The organism is Okeania hirsuta, assembly GCF_003838195.1.
GTDB lineage: Bacteria > Cyanobacteriota > Cyanobacteriia > Cyanobacteriales > Microcoleaceae > Okeania > Okeania hirsuta.
Genome location: NZ_RCBY01000100.1, coordinates 1 through 26,700, shown reverse-complemented (window position 1 = coordinate 26,700; position 26,700 = coordinate 1). Strand labels below are relative to the sequence as shown.

The 26,700-nt window shown below is 36.0% G+C and carries 18 protein-coding genes; 11 read left to right on the top strand and 7 right to left on the bottom strand.

Annotated elements, in window-relative coordinates:
• From D5R40_RS39750 to D5R40_RS17230, 4 genes are all read left to right on the top strand, one after another.
• Positions 1–203, top strand: a 203-nt coding sequence (locus tag D5R40_RS39750) for a transposase (protein WP_240041608.1), incomplete at its 5' end; no start/stop codon positions are given.
• A 90-nt stretch (positions 204–293) separates the two neighbouring features.
• The gene (locus tag D5R40_RS43520; protein WP_445974428.1) at positions 294–485 is read left to right on the top strand and encodes a zinc ribbon domain-containing protein; all 192 of its coding nucleotides are present in this window, start codon (positions 294–296) and stop codon (positions 483–485) included.
• Complete coding sequence (locus tag D5R40_RS39745; protein WP_240041580.1) at positions 403–579, top strand: zinc ribbon domain-containing protein; 177 nt, start codon at positions 403–405, stop codon at positions 577–579. The genes D5R40_RS43520 and D5R40_RS39745 overlap by 83 nt, the downstream gene beginning before the upstream one ends.
• Before the next feature lie 1,860 nt (positions 580–2,439).
• Positions 2,440–4,158 (top strand): alpha/beta hydrolase, encoded by a 1,719-nt coding sequence (locus tag D5R40_RS17230; RefSeq protein ID WP_124142955.1) that lies wholly within the window; start codon positions 2,440–2,442, stop codon positions 4,156–4,158.
• A gap of 572 nt (positions 4,159–4,730) precedes the next feature.
• Here D5R40_RS17230 and D5R40_RS17225 read toward each other — a convergent pair.
• Entirely contained in the window at positions 4,731–5,222 is a 492-nt protein-coding gene (locus tag D5R40_RS17225; RefSeq protein ID WP_124142954.1) for a helix-turn-helix domain-containing protein, read from the bottom strand.
• Between the two features lie 361 nt (positions 5,223–5,583).
• Between D5R40_RS17225 and D5R40_RS17220 the strand changes: the two genes are divergently transcribed.
• Positions 5,584–6,606: a tetratricopeptide repeat protein gene (locus tag D5R40_RS17220; RefSeq protein ID WP_161564303.1), complete on the top strand. Its 1,023-nt coding sequence runs from the start codon at positions 5,584–5,586 to the stop codon at positions 6,604–6,606.
• A 417-nt stretch (positions 6,607–7,023) separates the two neighbouring features.
• Here D5R40_RS17220 and D5R40_RS17215 read toward each other — a convergent pair whose 3' ends face one another.
• On the bottom strand, positions 7,024–7,257 hold the full coding sequence (locus D5R40_RS17215; protein ID WP_124154957.1) for a hypothetical protein: 234 nt from the start codon (positions 7,255–7,257) through the stop codon (positions 7,024–7,026).
• 279 nt (positions 7,258–7,536) lie between these two features.
• Between D5R40_RS17215 and D5R40_RS17210 the strand changes: the two genes are divergently transcribed.
• Together D5R40_RS17210 and D5R40_RS17205 are read left to right on the top strand one after the other, a co-directional pair.
• A complete protein-coding gene (locus tag D5R40_RS17210) occupies positions 7,537–9,567 on the top strand; it encodes an FAD-dependent oxidoreductase (protein ID WP_124154956.1) in 2,031 nt (676 codons plus the stop codon).
• Between the two features lie 1,103 nt (positions 9,568–10,670).
• Positions 10,671–11,321 carry a hypothetical protein gene (locus D5R40_RS17205; RefSeq protein ID WP_124142949.1) on the top strand — a complete coding sequence of 217 codons (651 nt, stop codon included), beginning with the start codon at positions 10,671–10,673 and terminating at the stop codon, positions 11,319–11,321.
• A gap of 757 nt (positions 11,322–12,078) precedes the next feature.
• Here D5R40_RS17205 and D5R40_RS17200 read toward each other — a convergent pair.
• The 4 genes from D5R40_RS17200 to D5R40_RS17185 all read right to left on the bottom strand — a co-directional run bounded on the left by D5R40_RS17200 (position 12,079) and on the right by D5R40_RS17185 (position 18,458).
• Positions 12,079–12,291, bottom strand: coding sequence for a hypothetical protein (locus D5R40_RS17200; protein ID WP_124142948.1), 213 nt, complete (start codon positions 12,289–12,291; stop codon positions 12,079–12,081).
• Between the two features lie 93 nt (positions 12,292–12,384).
• Complete coding sequence (hisF, locus tag D5R40_RS17195; RefSeq protein ID WP_124154955.1) at positions 12,385–13,155, bottom strand: imidazole glycerol phosphate synthase subunit HisF; 771 nt, start codon at positions 13,153–13,155, stop codon at positions 12,385–12,387.
• Positions 13,156–13,517: 362 nt separating this feature from the next.
• Positions 13,518–14,636, bottom strand: a complete 1,119-nt coding sequence (cax, locus tag D5R40_RS17190) for a calcium/proton exchanger (protein WP_124154954.1) — start codon at positions 14,634–14,636, stop codon at positions 13,518–13,520.
• A 1,326-nt stretch (positions 14,637–15,962) separates the two neighbouring features.
• Positions 15,963–18,458 (bottom strand): HAD-IC family P-type ATPase, encoded by a 2,496-nt coding sequence (locus D5R40_RS17185; RefSeq protein WP_124154953.1) that lies wholly within the window; start codon positions 18,456–18,458, stop codon positions 15,963–15,965.
• A 1,119-nt stretch (positions 18,459–19,577) separates the two neighbouring features.
• On the opposite strand from D5R40_RS17185, the gene D5R40_RS17180 reads away from it, so the two are divergent.
• The 4 genes from D5R40_RS17180 to D5R40_RS43515 all read left to right on the top strand — a co-directional run bounded on the left by D5R40_RS17180 (position 19,578) and on the right by D5R40_RS43515 (position 24,111).
• Complete coding sequence (locus tag D5R40_RS17180; protein WP_124154952.1) at positions 19,578–22,256, top strand: DUF3536 domain-containing protein; 2,679 nt, start codon at positions 19,578–19,580, stop codon at positions 22,254–22,256.
• Between the two features lie 681 nt (positions 22,257–22,937).
• Positions 22,938–23,102, top strand: coding sequence for a hypothetical protein (locus tag D5R40_RS35435; protein ID WP_161564302.1), 165 nt, complete (start codon positions 22,938–22,940; stop codon positions 23,100–23,102).
• A 201-nt stretch (positions 23,103–23,303) separates the two neighbouring features.
• The gene (locus D5R40_RS42685) at positions 23,304–23,429 is read left to right on the top strand and encodes a transposase (protein WP_161565008.1); all 126 of its coding nucleotides are present in this window, start codon (positions 23,304–23,306) and stop codon (positions 23,427–23,429) included.
• 544 nt (positions 23,430–23,973) lie between these two features.
• A complete protein-coding gene (locus D5R40_RS43515) occupies positions 23,974–24,111 on the top strand; it encodes a hypothetical protein (protein WP_161565007.1) in 138 nt (45 codons plus the stop codon).
• A gap of 315 nt (positions 24,112–24,426) precedes the next feature.
• Here the strand turns inward: D5R40_RS43515 and D5R40_RS17165 are convergent, their stop codons facing one another.
• On the bottom strand, positions 24,427–26,406 hold the full coding sequence (locus D5R40_RS17165) for a peroxidase family protein (RefSeq protein WP_124142942.1): 1,980 nt from the start codon (positions 26,404–26,406) through the stop codon (positions 24,427–24,429).
• Positions 26,407–26,700 lie beyond the last annotated feature (294 nt).

Genomic DNA, 26,700 nt, shown 5'->3' with positions numbered 1-26,700 from the left:
CTGATGTTGTAGGTGTTGATTTAGGCGTGAAAACGCTAGCAACACTAAGTACTGGTCAAGTTTTCCCAAGCATTAAACCTTACCGTACAGCTCAAGATCAACTAGCAAAATTGCAACGCCAACTGAGCAGGAAAGTCAAAGATTCAAAGAATTGGCACAAAGCTGTAATCAAGCTAGCGATCGCAGCACAGACGAGTAGCTAACATCCGCAAAGATGCACTTCATAAATTGACAACATATCTAGCTAAAAACCACAGCGTTGTTGCTCAAGCGAAGATTTAAATGTTAGCGGTATGTTAGCTAACCACAAGCTAGCTAAATCAATTAGCAGACAGTGCTTTTATGAGTTTCGCAGACAGCTAGAATATAAAACTCAGTGGTACGGTTCCGAGCTGGTAGTAGTTGACAGATTTTTTCCATCTTCGCTCGACTTGCTCCTACTGCGGTCATGTTCAAGATATGCCATTGCATCTGAGAACTTATGATTGCAAGAAGTGTGGGATATCTATAGACCGGGATCTGAATGCCAGTATGAATTTGAGGGATGCGGTCGGCTTGACCGTTGATGCCTGTGGATGAGTAGCCGCCGACGGTCTCACAAGAAGCAGGAAGTAAACATTAAAATATCACGCTATGTGACGTTTTATATCAGTTTTATGAAGCAGGTAAGGAGCAGACTTATTTCCTCTGTTAGAAAAAAGCTCAACTGCTCAAGATGATTTAATGAAGGAAAAAATAACTCGTCATATCAAATCCGGTAGGATCGGGATAAAATTTTTTGAAGGTAGGAGTCAGAAGTAAAGACGATAGCAATCGCTCTTGAATAGACAGTAAAAAATCAAAAAATAAGCGTTGGCGGAGTCTAGCGACAGCTATCTCGCTACTGGTTGATAGTGAAGGTGAACAATCCGGGGGAGTTATTGATGTTTGGAAGTTTCAAATACAGGATAAAGATAAAGATGTTGCAGTTTGACTCTAGCATCGAAGCGTGGAAAAACGCCAAACCACCTTGCTAAGATTTTGATTCCGCTGTTGATTCCAGGTTTCTAACTCTTGGCGTAACTGCTCAGTAGTAGGAATATGTCTATCTCGCCATGTTTAAAGATTGTAAAACAGGTGGATATAATCTAGAGGGAAGTCTAGGTAATGTACAAGGTTTGATTAATTTAATTTGACTGATCGCTATTGCTGATACTGGTTGATTTTATCAAGGTAAATTTATCAAAAAATCCGGTGTTCAAAATTACATTTGTAGATGAACAGAAGCTCAAAGAAAATATAGAATACGGGGATTGCTGGGGATTATTTAGTTGATATTGTTAACAGATAATTAACCTGAATCCTCAAAAAAAGTCTGATGTTTACAGGGGATTAAAAGCTCTGTCAATGTTAGATAATATTTAACTATTTACACTCAACGTCTTACCTTTCATCTAATTATTAAACAATTTTAAATTGACTTACATAAATGTTCTCGTGTCCCTAGGGACGTTCACGCAACGTCCCTACTGCTCCCTGCTCCCTACTGTACTTCATAAACCACCGAATACACTGTAACACTCCCTTTTTCATTGTTTCTAGCATACTGGATTAAGACTTGATTCTCATGCCTGTAATGTTTTATATCATGTCCGGTTAAACAGTGATAAATAAATAACTAGGGAGGAGTCAGGAGTCAGGAGTCAGGAGTCAGGAGGAAAGAGGGAAGAGGGAAGAAAGAAGAACAACTGGAGTTGAAGGAGAAAGTTTTTTTATAACTAATTATCCGGACATGATATTAGAGATTATCTGACAAAAGAATCTTAAGAAGTTCTATTATAATTAATTAAATAGATTGAATATGAGATAATAGATTATATTCTTATAGCTATCCTTCCAAGAGCTAGTGGAAAAAGCAATGGATTATCTCGCTTCAGACATATTAATATGATGTGTTTTAACTATCAATACACAGTTGCAAACAAACTACACATTTAGTTTGCTTCTTATTTTTAGTCACTGTAAGAGTGCAAAATTTACTAAATCCTTCTATTTTTCTTATGCGCTTTTAAAAATATATGCAAGTTAAATGTTCAATTACTGATTTAATATTTTGACTGATTTGTTGGTAAATAATATTATAAATTGACGAAAAAAAATCAGTATAAAACGATGCAAAAAGTCAATTAACACTCTGACATACTGAATTATAGTATCTCCAAAGGTACTGTGATTTCCGAGAAAAATTTAGAGAAAACGGTAAACATTTTTTTTCTGCAAACCCGAATTAATCTCAATTAGTTATATAGAATTATCCCTCCGATCAAGCAAAAATTTATTAGGGGATAGTATATTTATTTGTCTAGCATTAATAACTTTAGGGTTAGTATGCTTTCTCGAAAAGCAGAATAAACGGCTGAAAAGTTATTAATTATAGGAGTAATTAGGAGTAATATAATAGTGAAAAATAAAGTCTTTCCAGTAAAACAAACAAACAAGAGAAAAAGCAATTATTCTACTTTTAACCAATGGTTCAAATCTCTAAGTCTAAGCATAATTCCTGCTATTTTAACTGCTTTACCAGTGAATGCAGCAAAGCAGATTTCTCTAGGTCATAAAGATCTAAATATTTTGATTCCTGTATCAGCATTAGAAAATTATGCCAAAACGGGAGAAATTAGCTATGAACTAGCTAGTTATATGCTACTGTTAGAAGCTGAAAAAGAAGATAAATATCGGGATCTATTACACAACCGCTATAATTTTCCTCCTCAGATAGTCTCTCAATTTATCAATTCCCCTATGGGAGAATTATTCCTGAAAAACTTAGGGAAAGTAATCAAAACTTCATCAAATTCTGAGAATGAGAATTTAACTACTGTTGAAAATGGTGCTGAGGAAATTAGAACTGCTTTATTAAAGGCGGCAAATGATGCTGAAGGCTTAACTATCATAAATTTTATCCGTCATTTTCCCAGTGATACTATATGGTTCGATACAAAAGAAATTTTTGCTGTAACTGAAAAAATTGCTGCTGTACAAGAAGATACAAAAACTTTTATAGAAACTGTAGCAAATCTGACACAAACAGAAGCTTACAAAGAAGAAAAAGTAGATTTTTCTCGTTTACCAGATATTAGGAAAAAAGGAAAATATAACTTTTCAAAGCAACAAATTATCCTGCAAGATGAGGGACGCGATCGCAATTTTTCAGTACAACTTTATTTACCTAATATCTCTTCAGCAGAAATATCAATTCCTGTAGTTGTAATTTCTCACGGTTTAGGTTCTAATGGAGTTAATTTTGAAAGTTTAGCTAAACATTTAGCTTCTTATGGATTTGCTGTTGCTCTACCCCAACATCCAGGTAGTGATTATGAATATATCCAGAAATTTTTAGCAGGTAAAACTAAGGATATGTTCCATGGCAATGAATTTATTGACCGCCCCTTGGATATTTCTTTCTTATTAAATCAATTAGAGCAGTTAAATCAATATCAATTCCACAATCAATTAAACCTGAAAAAGGTAGGTATATTTGGTCATTCTTTTGGTGCTTATACTGCTTTTGCTTTAGCAGGTGCAGAGATTAACTTTCAGCAACTAAAACAAGACTGTGGCCCACAAATGGAAGTTTTAAATATGTCGCTACTGCTACAGTGTCGTGCTTTGGAATTGAAGCCTCAAAAATATAATTTGAAAGATGATAGAATTGGAGGAATATTTGTACTCGATCCAGTCAATAGTAGTTTATTTGGAAAAGCTGGTTTGAGTCAGATTGAGTTACCTGTGTTGTGGGGAAGCGCAAGTGAAGATAAAATTACTCCTATTGTTTTAGAACAAGCAAAATCTTTTACTTGGTTGACAACTCCTGATAAATATTTAGTCTTAACAGAAGGAGCAGATCATATCAATATTGATTTTGAGGCAATTAGAGAAAATAGTTTCACTACTCTAGCAGAGTTGATTCAACCAGATCCAGATGTAGTCAATGGTTATGCTAATGCTTTTGGTTTAGCATTCTTCCAAACCCATGTCGCCGATCGCCCTGAATATAGTTCATATTTACAAGCATCTTATGCTCAGACCATCGGCGAAAAACCTTTTAATCTGAGTTTTGTGCGGTCTTTGTCAGAAACTCAGTTAAGTAAAACATTGAAACAGGCAAGAAAAAACTAATTGAGATGATCTCCAGTTGGGTATCTAAAGAGCTATAGAAAATAATATGAGCAAACCTAAATCATTCCCCACATTATGATTATAATCATACACATTCAGACAGATGGTCAGAAAATTTGGCGTTGGTAATTGATGGGATGATTTATATTTCGGGGTAGCGCTCTGTAACCTACCCCAGTTAATCATTGGGGGATTGCCCCTACAAATTTCATCCTGTAATTTACCAACGCCGAAAATTTTGTCCTGCTCTAAATGAATTTGCAATCGGTTTTTTGATTACCTGTTGCCTGAGTAATATCATGTTGTTTAATAGCGCCATAGAACTCTGTTCCGCTTTCCTACAGAATGCTACGCAAACACAATCAAAAACTTTCTTCTCCTCTTGCTTCTTTTTCCCTACTGACTCCTGAGGACTGACTCCTTTCATTGTTAATTTGTCAGTATTCAACCGTTAGCGTAGCTCCCCCGGAGGGGGAACATGATATAAAGCACCATACTATAGCAATGAGCGCTGGTATATTTACAAATTGTAGTAGGGGCAAAAGAGCTAGAAGTCTTATATGATCGGCAATTTATTCCCCCTGTTCCCTGTTCCCTGTTCCCTGTTCCCTGCGCACAGCGCTATACTTATTTTTTGTGAGTTTACCTTTTAACTGATATCTAACTGTGGAATAAACTGCTTTGTAAGAAGCATTAATATTATATTCTTCTTTCAACCATTTTTGAATTTCTCCATAACTCTGAAAACCATTATTGGGGTCGTTAAGTCGTTTTTGCAACCCATCTCGCGCTTCTGGTGGGATTGCTGGTTTGCGCCCCCCACTTTGTTTTACCTGTAATAACCCCGATAATCCTTCTTTACGATATTGTCTCAACCACCTTTGTACTGTAATCCGATTTACTCCTAAAGTAACTGCCAATTCTTTGACAGTTGTCACTTGACCAATTTTAAATAGATATAGTGCCTGAATCTTCTGAAAGCCACTAGCAGTTTTTTGGCCATTTAGCAATGTTTTGAGTTCTGGGACTGTTTCTGTAATTTCTATTTTACATACCCCGGCCATATTTGTTTCCTCTCAAGTCCATACTGCTATTCTCATATAAAAATCTTTTCTATCATATCTGTAGCATGCAAAAAAGTAAATTATTCTGATATTTTTTGCTCTTCGTTAAAAAAAATATCAGGTAATACCATTGATCAAAAATAATGCTACAAAAATGAAATTGAAAATTTATATTTTGAAGAACCTAATCCAATTCTTTTTCCTACCTATTTCTATCATTTTTTACCTTTAGATCTTCTTCTCTCTTGATTTTACTATTGCGATAAAATTGGTATAAGATTAAGATATGGTAAATAAAAAAAACTAACGGCTAATACATGATTTGCTAATTGCTTTACTGATGAAATTGAAAGGAGCAACTATGGGTCAAAGAAACCTAGTCAAAGTTATTATAGTTATCCTGGTTTTAGGTTACGGCATTTCAATTTTTTTGCTAAATAATGTACAAAAAAAATCCATAGCTCTAGCTCAAGCAAAGATAGCTAATTTAGGAGATATTAATCAAGATTCTGATGTTAATAAACTTAGAGCTGCCCTAGCTCAATTGCCAGAAGCAATAGATATTTTAGAACAAGTTATTCAACTGCCTGGTGTACCCTTACAACCTGTATCTAGAGAAATAACTAAACTAAATTATCAACTCATTGCAGTCAAGCGAAAACTATATTTAGCAGAACATGGATTAATCTATTTAAGGTTAGCAAAACAATCTGCAATGGCTGCAGCTTTATTAGTACAAAATCCTCCTCATCCTGTTGATACTTGGTATCAAGCGCAGCAAAAATGGCAATACGCAATTAATTTATTAGAAAAAATTTCTGAAGAAAGTTTGTCATATTCAGAAGCTAGAGAAAAATTAAAGCTTTATCGAGAAAATTATCAAGTAATAACTCAAAGATTCAATATGGCTAAACAGGCAATTAATCTAAATAACCAGGCTAAACAAAAGATGGAAGCAGGAAATTATCAAGGTGCTATTCAGGATTTAAATAAAGCTATAAGTCTCAATCCTGGTCAAAGTGAAGCTTACTTAAGTAGAGGAGTTGCTTATTCTCAACTAGGAAGGAGAATAGGAGCGATCGCTAACTTTAATAAGGCAATAGAAATTAATCCTGAAAATGCTAAAGCTTATTATTATCGAGGGGATGAATATCTACAAATAGGAGAGCAGAAAAAGGCTCTTCAAGATTTAAATAAATCTATCAAGATTGATGCTAATAATCCTAAGTCATACTTTAATAGAGGCATAGTTTACTACTTAATTGGAAATCAAAGTGAGGCGATGGAAAATTTTCAGCAGGCGGCTTTTTTCTTTGGATTGGATGGCGACTCTGATAATCAAAAAATTGCAGTAGATATGTTAGATAAATTTCAACAAAATTAGATTTAATTGGAGGAAGAGGAGTCAGTTAGGAGAGTAGGGGAGCGGGGGAGTAGGGGAGCGGGGGAGTGAGGGAAAAGTAAACATAATAATAATTAATGCGCTATTGTTTAACTAAGAGATAAATCTTTGCAGAAAAGGTAAATCTCATATTTATACTTGCTCTTTCTCTAATATCCAATCTTATTAATTAGCGATAATAAAAATGTGTTCTCTGATAAATTTATCCCTATTCGCTATTCACTATTCCCTGTTCCCTAAAATTTTTATTGTGGGTGTTTAAAAAGACATGATATGAAACTATAATTCCAATGTGCAAATATGCAACGTTCTCACAATCCCCACGCTAAAATATGCAAGCCATATTTTTCCCTCTCCCCTCTTCCCTCTTCCCTCTTCCCTCTTCCTTATTCTTGTAAGTCATAGCAAATACTGCCAAGCTTCATTAAGAACCTGACTTAACAGTTGTCTTTGGGCCATATTTAATAAATTATCGTCCGCAAGAATCTCTGCCTTAAGTTCCTCTATAGACTTTCCTTGAGAACGAGCAACATTAACTATACCAGCCATAGCTACAGCGACAAGTTCATCGTTAACTGGCTGTTGTCGCAAAGCAATTACTTCTCCATCGTTTGTAGGTACAGGATAATTCATATCTACTCCCTTACTGTCTTTGAGATTTTGTCACTACTCTACTGATTGAGGCTAAACTATTTTGTAGGCTTGAACGAAGTTTACCAATTTTAAGATATTCATCTCAAGAGAGAGTAGAAACTTAAAAATATACTACCCAAGGGAAAATTTTTCTTGGGTATACTTAATAATAGAAAATATTGTAAACTTTTATATCTGATTAAAGTTTTATCTAACAACTATAGCATAAATTAAAATATTGTCAATTTTAAGATTAAAAATTAATTCCCAAAAAAACAGATGAAAGAAATTCTCTACCTAGAAGTACCAACGCCAGATACAAAAACTGTTTGTCAATGGTTACAGCATAAATTTCAACCAGGGTTCGGTGATAAAATTCTGACTTCAGATGGTTTTGTTATGAAATTTTCTCAAGATCCTACTCAAGAACTTTCTGTATTTATCTGGTCATTACAACGAACTACTTATCTCAAAGTTTTTGCTCAAGGAAATGTATCTTCAATACAAAAACAATTCACTTCATCTTTGACTAGCAACTTGAGAAAAGAATTTCCTTTAAATTATCCAGAACCTCCCATAATTGACTTATCAAATCAGTCAATTTTTACAGCTTTATCATCTGATTATCCTCTAACTGCAAAATACTTTCAAAAAATGCCTCAAGGGGAATACGATCTTAAACGTTTATACTGGTGGGAAAAACGTTGGCGCGAATCAGTTAAAAATCCTCAAACACCAAAACAAGTAGTGTGGAAAAAGGAGTTAGGAACAAATAATAATTCTGTTGAATATGACCTAATTTACGTTGGTGGTGCTCTGGGAGTTATTCATGCAGCTGTCATGGCAAAATTGGGGTACAAAGTATTATTATTGGAACGTTTGACTTTTGGTAAAATGAATCGAGAGTGGAATATTTCTCGCTCCGAACTACAAAGTTTAATTGACTTGGGTTTATTTACTGCTGCAGAAATAGAAGGTTTAATTGCCAGAGAATATAAAGACGGATTTAACAAATTTTTTGATAGTAATAACCCTGATTTTGCTAAAGCTGCAATTCTTCATACTCCTACAGTTTTAAATGTGGCATTAGATTCAGAAAAAGCGCTCACTTTATGTGGGATAAAACTACAAGAATCAGGAGGAAAAATTGTTGATGAAACAGAATTCATTAAAGCTGAAGTTGAACCAGAAAAAGTTGTAGTTTATACTCAAAACCTATCTAACAAAACTGAACAAACTTTCTCTGGGCGTTTGTTAGTAGATGCTATGGGTACTGCTTCTCCCATCGCTTGGCAGTTAAATGGTAAACGTGCTTTTGATAGTATTTGTCCAACAGTTGGAGCAGTAATTGATGGTGGAATTGAACCGGAAGTTTGGGATTCAAATTATGGAGATGTTCTTAATAGTCATGGCGATATTTCTCGTGGCAGACAATTAATTTGGGAGTTGTTTCCTTGTGCTGGTAATGAGTTAGCAATTTATTTATTTCATTACCATCAAGTTCATCCTAAAAATCCTGGTTCTTTGTTAGAAATGTATGAGGATTTTTTCGCAATTTTGCCAGAATATCGACGGTGTGACATGGATAAATTAGTCTGGAAAAAACCAACCTTTGGTTATATTCCTGGGCATTTTAGTATCAAAGGTAGCGATCGCCAGGTGGCTTTTGACCGTTTAATTTGTATTGGCGATGCTGCTTCTCTCCAATCTCCTTTAGTGTTTACTGGCTTTGGTTCTTTAGTCAGAAACTTACCTCGTTTAACCGATCTTCTAAATACTGCTTTAAAATATGATTTACTCAGTGCGAATCACTTAAATCAAATTCGTGCTTATCAAAGTAATATTGCCGTTACTTGGTTATTTTCTAAAGGCATGATGGTACCAACTGGAAAGTTTTTACCTCCCCAAAGAATTAATTCTATATTGAATACATTTTTTGGATTATTAGCAGAGGAACCTCCAGAAGTAGCAGATACTTTTATTAAAGATAGAGCTAATTGGTTTACTTTTACAAGATTAGCTCTAAAAGCAGCTAGACAAAATCCTTATCTTTTATTGTGGATTCTAGATTTTATCAACTTTCAGGAAGTATTACTCTGGACAATAAGCTATATCAATTTCACTTTGTTTAGTTTAATGAATTTCCTATTAGGATGGTTGCCTAGTTTTGCCCGCTGGATTCAACCTTGGTTAGAATCTCGTTATCCTAGTTTATGGTTTTGGATATTAGCTAATAGTTATGCCTTAACTTATAATGTTGGTCAACCAAAAGTGAAATTTACACTACAAAAATCGGCGTTGGTGAATTAGTGTATGATATTAATCGCGCATTACTTAGGAGTCAACCCACTCCTAACCCCTCCCAGGAGGGGAGGGGAAGTCAGTCGAAGATCCTCAGGAGGGAAGAAAGAATCAGAAACCCCGAGTAGAAGGAGAAAGTTTTTTGGTCGCGTAAAGGTCACGGAGTTCTATCGCGCTCTTATCCGTTAGCGTAGCTCCCCCGGAGGGGGAACATGATATCATACCTTGCTTTTCACCAACGCCCAAAAATCTAAACTTAGTATGCAAAATTAGATAAATTTAACGTAAGCATTTCCTGCGGAAAGCGCTTGCATTCAGCTATTAGCAGTCAGCGCTTTCTTCGGAATGCGCTTGCATTCAGCTATTATTAATAACTAATTATTTCTAAGATTTAGTCCGGAGACTTTGGTAGTAACTTTTATTCAAACTCAATTTCAAAGGTTGCTTTTACCTTCCCCAAAATTAATAGCTGACTGCTGAATGTTTACGCAAATATAGCAATTCCCAAAAAGAGTGAGGTACAAAATTTGTTTGTTGCGTGGGAGTAGGTAGGGACATTGCCTGCAACGTCCGTAGTCCCGAGGAAATAGAAAAGAAGAAAAACAACTTTACCTCAGTAACTTGATAAACACTATATTATACCAATTCCCAAAAATAATGCTATACTTCATGAGAACTTCAGTTATTAGGTAATTAACTTATGTCGAATAACCTTTTTACTACTTTGAGGTAAGTTAATGTTAATTATTCTTATGTTTAATTCTCCCTGTAGGGAAGTTGCATCCAACTTCCCTACCCACTCACCTACTCCCCTACTATGTGAAAATATAGAAAAGTTTTTGAGAAATGGTATTATTTGATTGCTAATTAACAACACAATCATCTCAAAATCAAATTTATGGATATGGTAAAGGGTTGAAAATAATTGGAAAATACATCTATTTGGGTGCATCTCACATTTGCAAAAATACTTTTTTCCTATATATTCCCTATTCCCTGTTGCCTGTTGCCTAAAAGCGATAAATTTTTGGCTTTATTCTTGCATTGAGATGCACCCATCTATTTTTACCCAACTTCACTCCATAGATTAGAACTAAAAATCTCAAACAATTATGCGGTTAGATTTAGAAGGATTAGAAATTACAAAGGGTGAACTTAAACATCTAAGTGGAGTAAGTTTAGGTAAAATATTGCTGCCGCCCACCAAAACTAAATATTTAATAGAAGGTTTGAAAAGTTTACTAATAGCTTTGCTTTTATTAGTTAGTTACTGGATGGTAGTAAAAATCTTAAATCAACACCATTTATTATTAATAGTTACTTATGTAAGTATGGCAATAGGATTATTTTTAGAAGATATCTATAAAATATTTATGACTCGTAAAAATCAACCTCTGATTAAATTGTTTGAGGATGTAGATAAATATAATTCGATTATTCAAGCGATTGTTATTAATGACAGAATTGAAGCCGCTGGGAACCCCCAAGTTCAATTAAGTAATCGCACTAAAATTATAGAAGCTCTACAACTAATTAGAGAAGATTTAATTAGAGCTTTGAAAACCGAGCGAATTATCCGGGAAAATCAGAAATTTGTTAATAAAAATACAGACTTATTTACCTTTAATTTTAATACTTTGACAGCTTTGCAAATTAATGACAAAGCTAGCGAACATGGAAAATTACTTAACGAAGCTTTAGAAATAGCAATTGAAGTTAGGGAAGAGATGAAAAAATTACAAAACGAACATTTGCTCAACTAAGGGACTTACAAGTAAAAAGCTGGTTTTTCCCCATCACTCTAATTATTTTGCCTTTCTCTAGTAATTTTAAAGATACTAACTGATAGCTTTAGGCTTAAGCAAACAATTAATTATTTGTCAACGATCTGGCACATACTTTCTTGATTTTTGTTGCATAATTGTTCTGCTCTAACTAAGAATACTTATAGAACCCATTTGGTATCTTTGTCCGCAATTAAGTTTTTTTTACCAGGATTCAGGAATCATGATATGTAGAAAAGGAATAGGGGAAAAAGGTAAAAAAATACTCCCTACCTCCCTATATTCTCACCTCCTCATAGCTTCAATGATCGATTACTAATCTATACCAAAAAGGCAGTAAATTTGTCAGAAGTAGTAGCCCCAAAATTAGTCATAACCTACTAATTTGTAAATGCTGATCGAAGTCGTCTACTAACTGATATATAACCCCTAGCTACAGTCTTAATATATTTATACCTGATTTTTTGGAGTTGCAAATTATGGAATGATATTACCAAAAATTAGTTTATACTTTAACTAAAAAAACCTAATATTAATCATTCTAGCAATTGACTAATCCAAAATCAAATTCAATCAAAAATCTAAAATAATTTGTCACTGTACAACGCTGATTTTTTATAGTTTTGTCAACAGACAAGAAATTAATCAAAAAAATTCAACAACATCCCTATGGGATTATATTTCAAAGTATAGAGTACTCAGGGACATTATATCTTCAAGAGAAGCTTAAAAATACTTAAAAATATGCATAGGAGTGTTGAGACATTTGAGTTAGGTGAGTCATGCAAGTACCCATCAGAAAATAAACTACCATCATTGCAGCAGCAGATGTAGCAACTAAAATACCAGCTAGCATTAGGGAAAATTCTCGATGATTGAATGATTCCTGCATGAGATGCAGAGACCAAGCCACTAAGGCCACATCAAGTATTAGAATAGTGAATAACATAAGTTACATTTTGTAACAGTCCCTCTATTTTAACAACATTTCTTAAAAAAACACCCTAATTTTTTTTTTTACTAAAAAAATATAAAAGTAACCTTAACCATGTCTCACAGGAACTTGATGATTAGCCAAATAATCCTTAATTTCCGACACGCTTAGTTGACCATAATGAAGTAACGAAGCAAGTAAAGCAGCTTCTGCTCTACCCTCAGTTAAAGCCTCAAAAATGTGCTGAAAGTTACCCGCACCACCAGAAGCAACCACTGGAATTTGAACATTCTCTGCTATAGCTCTAGTGAGCGCTAAATCATAACCAGCTTGGGTTCCATCAGCATCCATACTTGTAACAAGAAGCTCTCCTGCACCTCTTTTCTCCACTTCCAACGCCCAAGATATTGCATCTTTGCCAGTATTTTCTCGTCCACCCCGAACATAAACGTCCCATCCTAATTTATCTGGGTCTTGACGACGACGAGCATCAATAGCTACTACAATACACTGATTCCCAAAGCGGTCACTTGCCCGATCAATCAAGTCAGGATTACGCACCGCTGCTGAATTTATACTGACTTTATCTGCACCTGCTCTTAATAAATCTTTAATATTTTCTAAGGATTGGATACCACCACCAACTGTTAGAGGTATAAAAACCTGCTCTGCAGTCCTATAGACCACATCTATTATGGTACCTCGGTCTTCGTGAGTAGCAGTAATATCAAGAAATACCAATTCATCAGCACCAGCATCATTATATACTTGGGCTAGTTCTACAGGGTCTCCAGCATCTTGAAGATCAACAAAGTTGACACCTTTAACTACTCGACCTGCATTAACATCAAGACAAGGTAAAATTCTTTTGGCCAGCATAGAAATAAGTTAGTTATAAAGGAAGGAAGAAGAAAGAAGGAAGAAGAAAGAAGAAAGAAGTAAAGAAGAAAGAAGGAAGAAGGAAGAAGGCTTTAGTTATCTAGGAGAGAAGGAAGAAGAAAGAAGGAAGAAGAAAGAAGAAAGAAGTAAAGAAGAAAGAAGGAAGAAGTAAATAATAAATAACAAAGAAGAAAGAAGGAAGAAGAGAAAGTTTTTTTATCAAAATAATTGGGTTGCACAATCCCACCTTTTAAGGCGAAATGTTTTTGGAGTCTTGCTCAAATCCCAGTTACAAAAAACAACTTCTGACTTCCCCTCCTGGGAGGGGTTTGGGGTGGGTTGACTTCTAACTTCTGACTTCGTTAAGTTAATCCTTCAATCACAGGATGGTAATAAAAAGCTAATCCCAAAACGGCATAAGCTGCTAATAATAAAGCTCCTTCTAACCAATCAGAACGACCATCAGAACTTACAGAATTAGCAATTAATACTGCTACTACTACTGCTACTAATTCAAAAGGATTAAAATTCAAATCCATTGGTTGACCCAGTAACAAACCCGCCAAAATTAACACTGGTGCTACAAATAAAGCAATCTGTAAACTAGAACCTACTGCCACTGAAACAGACAAATCCATTTTATTTTTCATCGCAACAGTAACTGCCGTAGCGTGTTCGGCAGCATTACCAATAATTGGAACTACAATTACACCAGTAAATAAAGTAGTTAATCCCAAAGTTTCTGTAGCTTCTTCGAGAGAATCAACCAATAATTCTGATTCAAATGCTACGGCTAAAGTTGCTACTAATAGTACAGAAATCCACAGTAATAAATTAGGTTTATGCTCAGATTTTTCTTCTGATTCAGTATTAGAATCTGATTCTTCTGGTTCATTACCTGCCACACCAACTTCATATAAATAAGAGTGAGTCTTCATGGAAAATAATAAGGTGAGTATATAAACAGCAATTAAAACTATTGCTACTGCACCCGACAGATTTTGCATCGTATTTTCACTAATACCATCAGAAGTAGCATTTACCGCTGTTGGAACTAAAATTGCAATTACAGCTAAGTTCATTGCTGAAGCATTTAAACGAGCTACTACGGACTGAAATTTTTGTTCTTTGAAACGTAGCCCTCCTAAAAACATTGATAAACCCATTACTAACAATAAGTTACCAATAATAGAACCTGTAATACTCGCCTTAACTACGCTTACTAACCCAGCATTTAGAGCAATAATACCAATAATTAATTCTGTAGCATTTCCGAATGTAGCATTCAATAATCCACCTAAGTTAGGACCAAGAACAACAGCAATTTCTTCTGTCGCTGTACCCATCCAACCTGCTAAAGGAATAATTGCTATAGCAGATGTAATAAAGATAGCTGATGAACCCCATTCTAGGAAATTACCTGCAATTGAAATTGGAATAAATACTAATAAAATTGAAAGGATTGTTTTTGTATTTAGCATAAGGTGTAAATTACCAGTTTAGTGAATCAGAAATTAGGTAAAAATCAATCAATAGGGTTGGCTGAAAAGTATTTTGCTGGTGGGTATAATTTAGGGTTAAGAACTCAGGGGTTAGAAATCAGGATAAATACGAAAAACCCAAGCAAGAGATAGAAAAAATAGCCTATTTTTTTGGATATCCTAAACTGATTATAGCAAATTAGTAGTTGAAATGAGTTTAAACTCTTAAATAGCATAGGATTCAACCAAATAAAAATCCATTTTTCTGAGAATTGCTTTTTTGTATTCTCATAATCCTTGCGTAAAATTCTACCTCAATAATTTATCAATTCAAACCTGACAGAGCAATATAATCTCGATATCTTTCCAGTTTAGCTGATAGTTTTTGGCGGACTTGAAAATACATTTTTTGGTATACAGCACGAGTTGCCATTTCTTAGGAGTCAGGAGTCAGAATGAATAGCTTTAATACCGATTTTGAGGTAGGAAATTCTCTTTTTTGTCAAAGGGACATTTCCTTAACTTATCTTTATAATCGCACTTATTATTCGTAACATTCTTTTTTCAAATTGGTATTATACCAATAACGATTAAACCAATAAAGTATACTGATAAAAATACCTAAAAAATTAGATAACCAAGTTGATCTTCAGTCTTATATGTGTCAGGAAATTAGCTATGTATATTGGTGAACGAAAACTGATTTATTTAACGAAAAATTAATATTTTCCAACACATTTTACTTAGACAAATAAGCCTGTTAAAAATAGTGGGATAGGTTCATTCTATAATTACTTCAATATTCAATTTCCCCTACTGCTCTACTCCCCACTCACAACTTTATAATAAGTAGGGTTTGCGCTCAAAAGTCTTTTAGTAGGGCTAGGAGACAGGAGACAGGAGACAGGAGACAGGAGACAGGAGTAAGAATTGTCCCAAGATTGTTCTACCATAGTCAGCCCAAAATACTAGCTTTTTGTAGCTCTAGGCATCAAAAAGCTGGCACTTTTTTGAACCCCAAAAAGGCTAATACCTTTATTTATCAATACTTTGAGAATTAATCAGCAAGCCCTAAGTATTCAACCGAATTTGATATTACTGTAGCAATCAACAGAAAATACTATTACTATTAAACATCTGGTGATATAGTCATTTAACCTTAGATTGAGACAAAGCTTTCTTGCTATGAGGGAGTTTCAGACAAAAAAACGTCTCATTTTTAAGTTAAACTACTATAATCAAAAATCAAATCAATTATCGCCCATAAATCATCAATTATTTCTCCCTACTCCCTCTTTTCAGCAGAGGTCTATTAATAAACAAAAATTAACCAAGGTCCACACCTAAAAATCTGTCTAGAAGTTTAGCTCGCCAGACATAACGTAATAATATACACCACACTAAAGCCACCCAACTAATCACAACATAATCATGGGCACTTAGTAAAGATAATTCAAAAAATTGACGTAGAGGTGGAACAGCTAAAATTACAACATAGATTCCTAGCAAGGCCAACGCAACTAGGGAATAACGCCAGTCTCTACTCAAAGGTTCTCCACCAACCCAAACCCTATTGGGGGGCTTAAGAAAAGGCACCAAGAGTAGACCACACAAAACCATAATAGTTACTAAGGCACTGCGAGGAACAGAAAGAAGCTGATTACTAATAACTACACTATTATCTATCAGATTATTTTCCTCAATAGATTCCAACACTGTCACAACTAAGTAACCCAAATAAACACCCAAAGCAACAAGAGTAAGACTCAAAGTAGCAGGTAAAGTAAAGTGGAGTAGCGATCGCACCAAACTACGACGAGGCAACATTCCCGACTTTGCCCACAGAGGAATACAAAAACTAGGAAAACCCACCGATATAAGAGTAACAACCGCACTATGCTTATTTAATAGTGGAAAAGTCCCACCAACAAATCCTGTAGCAAAAATCAATAAGGTGACACAAAACACCCTAATCATAAAAAGTTTCAGTACATCCTGTATACCATTACGAATGCGTTGTCCTTCCAGAAAAGTATGAGGCAAAGACCCAAAAGAATTTTTCAGCAAAACAATATCCGCCACACTACGAGTGGCCTTACTACCACCCTCCATAGCGATCGCCAAATTTGCCTCTTTCAAAGACAGAACATCATTAACCCCATCTCCAATCATCGCTACATAATGACCCTGCTCCTTAAAACTGCGAATTAGTTTAGCTTTCTGCTCTGGAGTAACACGGCCAAAAATTGTATTAGCTTCAGCAGCTTGGATAAACTGGGCTTCATCTAGTTCGGCCAACTCCGCCCCAGAAATAACTTGAATATCCGAGCCAAGTCCAGCTTGTAAGGCCAAAGTAGCCACCGTCTGAGGATTATCTCCTGAAATTACCTTTACCTCTATTCCAGCTTCAGAAAAACCATGTATCGTTTCACGAGCTTCTGGCCTTAGTTCATCTTTAAAGCTAATAATTCCCAGAGGAGTTAATTCGGTAGGTAGTTGTGGCTTTTCCAAATCATTATTCAAGCTATTAATATTTGGGCTGTGAGTAAATAAAAGGACTCGAAGACCCTGTTGAGCTAATTCTTGAATTTGCTGAGTAACTTCTGTACTTAAAGGTGTAACTGTCGCTAATACTTCTGGGGCACCAAGAATGTATGTTCCAGAATCTGAATTTTTTTGACCTTCAAAACTCATACCGCTCCATTTACGAGCTGAAGTAAAAGGAATTTCCGCAATTAGCTCCAGTCGATGTCCAGAGCAAACTTCTTCTACAGCTTCAATAGTTTGATTTTTAGCAGTGGTACTAGCCGCATAATCACCCAATAAATGTCGTAACTTAACTTCATTAATTCCTATAGGATAGACAGTCTGTAAACGAATTCGGTTAGCTGTTAATGTGCCAGTTTTGTCCAAGCATAAAACATCTACATTACTCAATGATTCCACAGCATTAGCTTGCTGAATCAGAACTTCCTGCCCCACCATTTTGACTGCACCCAGGGCATAAGCAAGAGTAATGGCCAAATAAAGACCACTTGGTACTAGGCCAGCAATTACTGCAGCATATTGTACGCTGTCAGCAAATGTATAAATCCTGATAAACCAGTTAATGGCAACAAGTATCCACAGGAAGCATGACAAGAGTAGAAATACTCTAATTACCAAGTTAATTTCTTGTTGAAGGGGGGTGTAAATTTGACGGAATGCTCTGGCACTAACTGTTAATTGATAGGCCAAACTTTCGGTTCCTACTTTTTGAGCTTCATAACAAGCAGTACCACTAACACAAAAACTAGCAGAATAAACTGGTTGTCCTACTTGTTTCGGAATTAGGTCCGATTCTCCAGTTAGTAGTGATTCGTCCACTTCAATTCGGCCTTCTCCTACTACTTGGCCATCGACCACTATTTGATCTCCAGCTTGGGCAACTAATATATCCCCGACTACGATTTCACTGGGATCAATGTTTTGTTGTTTACTTTCTCGAATAACGGTAGCTAATGGTCTTGTTAATAAAGCAATTTGATCTAATTTTTGTTTAGCCCATATTTCTTGGCAAACACTAACTATAACGCCACCTAAAATAACCACAATTACAAGGAAAGCATCCCCATAACGAGAAAGAAAGATTAAAACGACACTAATAGTTAAGAAAACAGCATTGATAAAAGTAAATAAGTTTTCCTTTAATATCTGGCTATAGGAACGACTTGTATGTAATTTGACCTGATTTCCTAGACCTGCAGTACGACGAGCAATAACTTCATTTTCTGTAAGTCCTTGAGTAATTGAGGTCTGGTTGATATCTTGGCGATCAATCATGGCATTTGTGCTAAATATCTCAGAAAAAATTATGTGTTGACAGTTTCAGCAAAAGTTTTTGATATTCATCGGACTTACGCACCTGCAACGTATTTTCGTCCGAAACAAAGCAATCTCAAATCCTAGTTTTTCGTACCTCATGGGTAACATCACGTCCGCTTGAATACTTACACTTTGGAGGAAAAAAAGCAGAAGGCAGAAGGAAAAGAAAAGTTTAAAGGGAGAAGGTTTTTTATCGTTAATTATCCGGACATGATATAAGTTCTGATTCAATATAATGGCCTTTTGAGGACAATAAATTAACTGAAGTTGGTATCAACTCAAATTATCGCTTTTACCATTTTCTAATGATTTGACATTAACTGGTATAGTAAGAAACAGACAACAAGTAAAAGCTGTGAAACACCCTAAAAAGTTAGCATTTTTGCTTCATCTAGGAAGACTCCAAAACCACACCCCATCATCGCATTGGAGATAGAGGTCGGAACAAAGCACCACCAGGTCGTATCTGAATAGCAAATCTAGCACCCCTCGGTATAGTAGAGAACAGACAACAGGCAAAAGCTGTGAAACACCCTAAAAGGTTAGCATTTTTGCTTCATCTAGGAAGACTCCAAAACTTCACCTCATTATTAGCTTTGGAGACAGAAGTTTGATGACATGATAAATTAATATTACTAATTTATAGAGAATGGTAAGTAAAATTAAGTTTTATAACTACAGTCTTGCTTTTTAACTAAGTTAGACTTTATGATACAAATCACAAACATAACTATTAAATCTTTTTTAACTCTGCAAGTAAGCTCTCAACATTATATTAAACTGACAAAAATCTCACCTACTAAAATTAAGGTAAAGAAAGTGAGAAATTTGTAGCTTTTAATTAAAGAGCTTGGACAACTAATCAAGAGCATCTAAACATAATCTGCCTTTCATTAACTCTGCAAAAATTGCTAAAACGTAGAAAATGTAATTGAAATTATTGAAATTAAAGTAAATCAACTTGGATTTAGAATTGAACAACCGTATTCAATGTTTGAAAAAAATTCTAGACCTAGCAGTTTCGTCAGAGTAAGACGAAGACAATAATTTATTATTGAAAATGGAGAATGCGATCGCATGGTTTCCTCATTTGAAAAGAAATTGAATCAACTTAACGACTCTGTTGTAGAAGTATCATTGTCTGAAACAACCAAAGACCGTACAACTTCTGTAGCACCTTCTAACACTGCTACAGGAATTTATGTAACTATCCACGGTCACTTCTATCAACCACCAAGAGAAAATCCTTACCTAGACGCTATCGAACGTCAACCTAGTGCAGCTCCAAACCATGACTGGAATGAGCGAATTTTACACGAATGCTATCGCCCCAATGCTTTTGCCAGAATCTTAAGCGAACGAGGAGAATTGGTGGGGATCGCCAATAACTTTGAATATCTGAGCTTCAATATCGGTCCAACCTTAATGAGTTGGTTAGAGCGTCACGATATGGAAGTCTATCAAAAAATTATCGAGGCAGACCGCAAAAGTTGCCAACGACTAGATGGACATGGCAATGCGATCGCCCAAGCATACAACCATATCATCTTGCCCCTAGCCAATGAACGAGATAAATACACTCAAATTCGGTGGGGTAAAGAAGACTTCCGCTCCAGGTTTGGTCGCGATCCCGAAGGAATGTGGCTAGCAGAAACAGCGGTTGACTATCCTACCCTAGAAGTGTTAGTCGCAGAAGGGATTCGTTTTATTATCTTAGCACCTTCCCAAGCAGAACGTTGTCGCCCCTTCCCAAACTCAGAAAACGAAAATCCTGAATGGATAGAAGTAGGTGGCAGTCAAATTGACCCCACCCAACCTTATCGTTGTTTCTTACCAAATAACAGCGATAACTCCACAGAAATTCCATACATTGACATCTTCTTCTATGATGGTCCAATATCAAGAGATATGGGCTTCAACGATGTCCTAAATAGTTCCCATAACTTTGCCGGACGATTAGGCCAAGCTGTGCGGGGAGACCACCGACCCTCCCAATTGATTTCTGTTGCCACTGACGGCGAAACATTCGGTCATCACAAAGGTGGTACAGAAAAATGCCTTGCCTATGCCTTCTTAGGAGAATTTCCTCAGCGTGACTGGAAAGTAACCAACTTTGCTCATTATCTCAGCATTAGTTCCCCTACTTGGGAAGTTGTTTTAAAACCAGTAACAGCTTGGAGCTGTTCTCATGGTGTTGACCGTTGGCAAGATGATTGTGGTTGCGGTGGTGGAGGCACCTGGAATCAAAAATGGCGCAGACCATTGCGAGATTCACTCAATTGGCTACGGGATCAATTTGTAGAGATTTACGAAGATTTGGGTCGTCACTTCTTCAACGATGTTTGGGCAGCACGAGATGAATACATTAAAGTAATTCTCGACCGCTCTATTACTAACATTAATAATTTCTTTTCCAAGCATCAAAGTCACGACTTAACAGAAATAGAAAAAGTAGATGCTTTGCGTTTACTAGAAATGCAAAGACATTCACTATTAATGTTTACAAGTTGTGGCTGGTTTTTTGATGAAATATCCCGACCAGAAGGCACTCAAATTTTACGTTATGCAGCTAGGGCAATAGAATTAGCAGAGGATGTATCAGGGATACAGCTAGAACTTGAAAAAGAATTTATCGGGCGACTTGCTTTTGCCCCCAGTAATGTAGAGTTGTTCAAAACAGGTGATGAAGTTTATCGGCAATTAGTTGCTACAGCTAAAATTAGTTTAGAGCAAGTAGCAGCTCACTACGCCATTAATTCTTTGTTTACTACTTATACTCGCGAACAGCGAATTTACTGCTATAACGCCAAGCAACATGATTATCAAATGCGACGCATGGGTAATCTAAGTCTAGCAGTTGGTCAGTTAGAGCTAGTTTCAGAAATTACGCTAGAATGTAAGAATTTTGTTTTTGCTGTACTGCATTTGGGAGGATGGGATTTCCATTGCTGTATTCGCCCCTTTAGCGGACAAATAGTTTATAATAAACTGAAACAAAAGCTATTTGATGCTTTGCAAGAAGCTAGTATAGCAAATGTGATTATGACTATGAGCGAGTTATTTGGCGAACGTTCATTTAGCCTGAAGGATCTATTTGCAGAGGAACGTCAACGAATAATGGGGCTACTTAGTCAGGAAACTCTCAATCGCCTGGATCAATTGTATAGTCAGGTGTACCGAGATAATTATAGCATAATGATGGCTTTCCACCGAGATAATTTACCTGTACCCCAAGAGTTACAGGTAGCTGCCGAAGTGGCATTAGGTCATAAGTTCTTAACAAGTGTACGGGGGTTAGAAGCGGAAAGTAGTGATGGAAAATTGAGCCAGAATCATTTGGCTGATTTAGAAGCTCTTGCTACTGAAGTAGGTCAACAGCAATGTCGGTTCTACAACCTGGAAGTTAAAGAAGCTTTAGAAAGGTTAATAGTTAGTTCACTCCGGCATATTTTGCATGACAATGAACATTATAATGTAGAGCAAGATATCTACAACTTAGAGCGAATTATTGAAGTAGGTGATCGATTAAATCTAGGTTTATCATTAATTAATGCTCAGGAGATATATTTCCAATCTCTGGAGAATCATATTGTACCTCTGTGTTTAGGTTATATTCAAAGGAAAAATCATAGTGAAATACAAACTAATGGTGTAGAGGTAGGAGAAACTTGGGAATTGCCTCAAATTAGCAAGTTATTACAATTAGGTAAGAAGCTGGCCATTGATGTGGATCAATGGCTGAATCAATTGTATTAATATCGTTTCTTTTTCACAGTAGAACTAAACTCTCTCCTTTTTCGGCTAAGGTGTGCATTAGTCGCATCTTTCTTAACATCTCGATTGATTTTGTTATGTTAGGTGCAAAAGCTGATTAGGAGGGAGTTTTGGACAATAAATAACCCGAAATCCTCTCTATAGCTAAAACTGGAGCGTTGCATCATCATGGGATGATTTTGATATCTGTCAAAAAATTTGTTTTAACCTATCAACATTTTCAGATAGGTGCAAATGTGATTCTCTTCCCGCAATTATGCAATGCCAACGATCAAAGGAGTCATTCATATCTGGCAGTGAAGAAAGCAAAGCATTAGACGGGCAGTATTCAAACCAGTGACCTAAGACGTCATCCATAATAGGTGTATTTACAGCACTTTCGAGGATAGTGAGGTACAGTAACAGTAATGATTGAATCAGTCAAATAATGTCTCATAGGCGATCACTAAAGTCAAAATCAGAACTTAGTGATTTGGCCAAAATTAAATTTTGATCAATTATTAAAAATCTCATTTCTGTTCCTATATATGAAAGCTTATTCTCTCGATCTGAGAAAAAAAATTATGGAAACTTATTTGAATCAAAAAAGCTCAATTCGTCAACTGGCTGTTCGTTTTCAAGTAGCGAAAAGTTTTGTGCAAAAACTAATCAACAGATATACGTATGGCAGGTCATATAGATGCAAAATCTGATCGTCCAGGTCCAGGTCATAAATTAAAAGGTTCTCAAGAATTAATCTCAAAATTAGTTCCAGAAAAACCAGATGCTACTTTCAGAGAGTTATGTTCTAAAATTCAAGCTAAAACAGGAATAACTTTCAACAATTAATAATTAATAATTAATAATTACCTCTCCTTGAAAACAAGAGGATTGACTAATCATGAAAAATTTTTTTCTTTTTTCCCCTGAAAAGGGGAGGCGCATACCCACAATTTCTCGGTAAAAATGTTTTTCAAGTTTTTATGGACAATTTACCAGCTCATCAAGTTGAGGAAATCAGAAATATAATTGAAGAAGCTCCGAATAAAAGTGCTATATCTTTCTCCATATTCTCCTGAATTTAACCCAATTGAAAATTGTTGGTCAAAAATTAAAGAATATTTGCGAGGGGTTGCGGCTCGTACTAGAGATGATGCTCGAAATAGCATTAATTAATGGAAGCAATTGAGCAAGTGACTTTAACTGATATGAGAAATTGGTTCACTCATTGCTGTTACTGTACCTCACCATCCTCAAAAGTGCTGTAAATTGTGCCTTTAGTGTAACAAATACAAAACTTCTCAAGCTGTTGCTGGCTGAAATCAAAAAAAGTCCACCTCAAACAAGAAGTGGATTTATTTTTTTTGTATTTGATGAAATTGAAATTAGGATGCTACATAGTATTCTTGGGGTTGCACATTAAAGAATGATAATAGATTTTAAACTGTACATATATTGAGGAAAGAATTATCCAAAAATATCTACTTTCGGATTTTATCATCCCTGATTGTGCAACGCCGTATTCTTCCTTAATATTTCAACAATGGAAATTGAAAACACACTAAGGATATAACCAAAATTAAAACAATTGTCCAAGGAGCAAAAATAATACTCAAAAATAGACAAAGTAATGCTATCCCTGCTGTGACTATTTTGACAATCTCTTCAGTAGTATTGACATAAACATAAACGGCAAAGAAACAAATGATGAGACTCATCAATGAAGTCGAAATCATTACAACTACCTCAAATAATAGTAGTACGTTCCTTCGGGATAGATGATTTTGCTGAACTTACTAAAAGTAACCCATGCAAGATTGAAGCTTTATCTAGAACCTTGTTGAAGATAGGTATTTAAGTAAGTTTTTCTTTTTAGCTAATATTTCTAGCCCCTACTTCCGTCTTCCTCAAGCTCTTGGTTAATCAGCCAATCTACACTGTGGGGAAGATGAACGATGGATTTTGTTATTCAATCTAGTATAGCTTTTTATTAAAGCATTGTCAAGAAAATAAATATTTATAGCAGGGAGTAGGGAGTAGGGAGTAGGGGAGATTGAAGTAATTATATAACCTGACTCTATATGACTCCTAAAAATCCCCTAGCTATTTGTAGTAAACATTGATCACACTTGGTATTATACCAATCAGATCAAATCAAGATTGTATCCAGGATTTAAACAACTATGGGGTTATTGACTGTAAAGGCACTGGCCACAATTTTAACATCAGAGTTATCTTCGATAATATCGGCGAGACTAACGTTATCAAGATTCTTATCGATAATGCCTTCAAGTTCCTTGAGATACGGATCATTTTTAACATAAAAGCGATCGCCATCCCGTAAATTAGTGAATTGCTTGATGATGATGGCACTGATTGTCTCACCAACCACTCCACCATTAATATCCTGTTCGGCTAATCCACCAATCCAGAGATCCACATCATCAATAGAATCATACACCGATGCAAACTTAGCAGCAAGCTCGCTGTTTCCTCCTGTTAATTCATCAAAGTCTGTATAAGAGGATAAACCGATAGCATTACGAACTGTATTAATATCAGCTACACCATTCTCCCGTCCCCGTTGAATATTGAGAGAGGCTAAGTCAAAACCACCAGCCCCAGGAGGACCAAACAAGAAGTTACGAACATCATCAATCAGGAAATTATCAACTGCTTGAGCTTGTTGGGATTCTAACCCTTTCAATAAAGAATCAACTCCATCCTCCATAATTTTGCTAGGTTGAAAGAAAGCATCTCGTAGAGCAACGGCTTCATAGCTTCCATCCTCTTCCACTTGTAAGAGTTGAGGTGAAAGCATGGTATGACCAAAGCGGAAAACACCAGTGGAGAATTCAGTGAAAATACCCGGTTCAAGGGTTTCATCATAACCCGTATACTCACCAAGAGCATCCTTTCCTAAGAGCAAGGGTAAAAATTCATTATAGGTAATGGTCTGAATTTTTGCCCCAACTAAACGACGAGCTGATTCATAGATAAAGTCACCACGGCTTAACCCAGACTCTTCAAACAGTTCATTCAGTTTGTCTGCTTTACTTCCGTTTCCATTGTCTAAAACATCAGTAATTTCATCTGCCAAGCGGTTATGTTCTCTAACAAACAGGGTGTGAACAGAAATTAAGCCTAATTGTTCATTAACACGGATATCTCCGGCAAGAAAGTTACCATCACTATCAGTAGGCAGTAAAATCTCCCCATCAGGACCGATGCTGGTGGCTAGTTTTCCAGTGCCATCATCAGCTCTCAAAGAAAGGGCTGTTGCTTCATCGGAACCATAAACCATAGAACCATCAAGAAACGCCGTAATTTCGTTAATCTGTTCACGGGGGTTTGTGGTGCCAGTGGCAGGATCGAAAATAGAACGGGTTAAGGGGATGGTTTGAGTTCCTGTTCCAAAAGGATCAAAATCTGGATCGCCTGTAGGAACTTGAATAGGAAATGAGTCCCCTGAAGAATCGGCTTCCGTTAAATCGATGTCATGATCGATAAATTGTCCCCACTGCCAAAACCAGTCAGAAAGTTTAAAGTCGTTGACAATAGATTCTTCTCCTTGATCGGCGATCGCATTACTGACTGCCCGCGCACTAGGAAGTTCAAGGGGCGTAGTTAGTCCACCACCTCTTGGTTCAGATAATCCATCTTCGTAAGCTTCAGGACCTAAGCGTAATAATTGAGTGTATCGAGTGCCTTTTTCTGTTGCACTACCAAATTCAGGGTTTTGAAGATTATTATTTAAACCATTAATAGTGCGAAAGGTATTTTCGCCAATAACATCATCCCAGAGCAAATCATAGGTATTCCCTGAAAAAGTACCATCCCCTGAAGTGACTTGGATATAATAAGTCCCTGCTTTGTCAACAGTAAAATCAATTATTTCATTATCATCTAGAGAATCTGAAGAGGCAATTTCATTTCCTGTTGAATCAAGGAGAAATAAATCAAGATTCCCTTCATTATGGTTAAAGGTTAACTCGACAAAGATATCTAAAGAGCCTTCTGTGGCTTCAATTTTATAAAGGTCATCATCTAAAGCCACTCCCAGCCCATTAATGTCGCTCAGAAGAGTCTGTTCATTCTCCGAAAAATCAAAAGCTTGTTGGATACGATTATTTTTTTCGTAATTATCGTCCATTTTTGCACCCTATAATAATGTTGATTGACATCGCCAAAATTATATATCACATTCTATAGAATTTGCGTAGCATTCCATAGAATGTGATATACAATACTAAGCGTGAAAAAAGAATGTTACAAATAGTCAGAGAAATAAAAAGACAAATGCAGGATATGTCCTTTGACAAAGCGGTCCTTAGCGCAGTTTCCCGTAGGGTGGGATGGCGATCTTCGGAGCGGCTCTGTCACTCTTAGGGTCTCCTCGCCATATCCAATCGACCAAGAGAGCGGTGCGACCCCGCGACGACGCCAG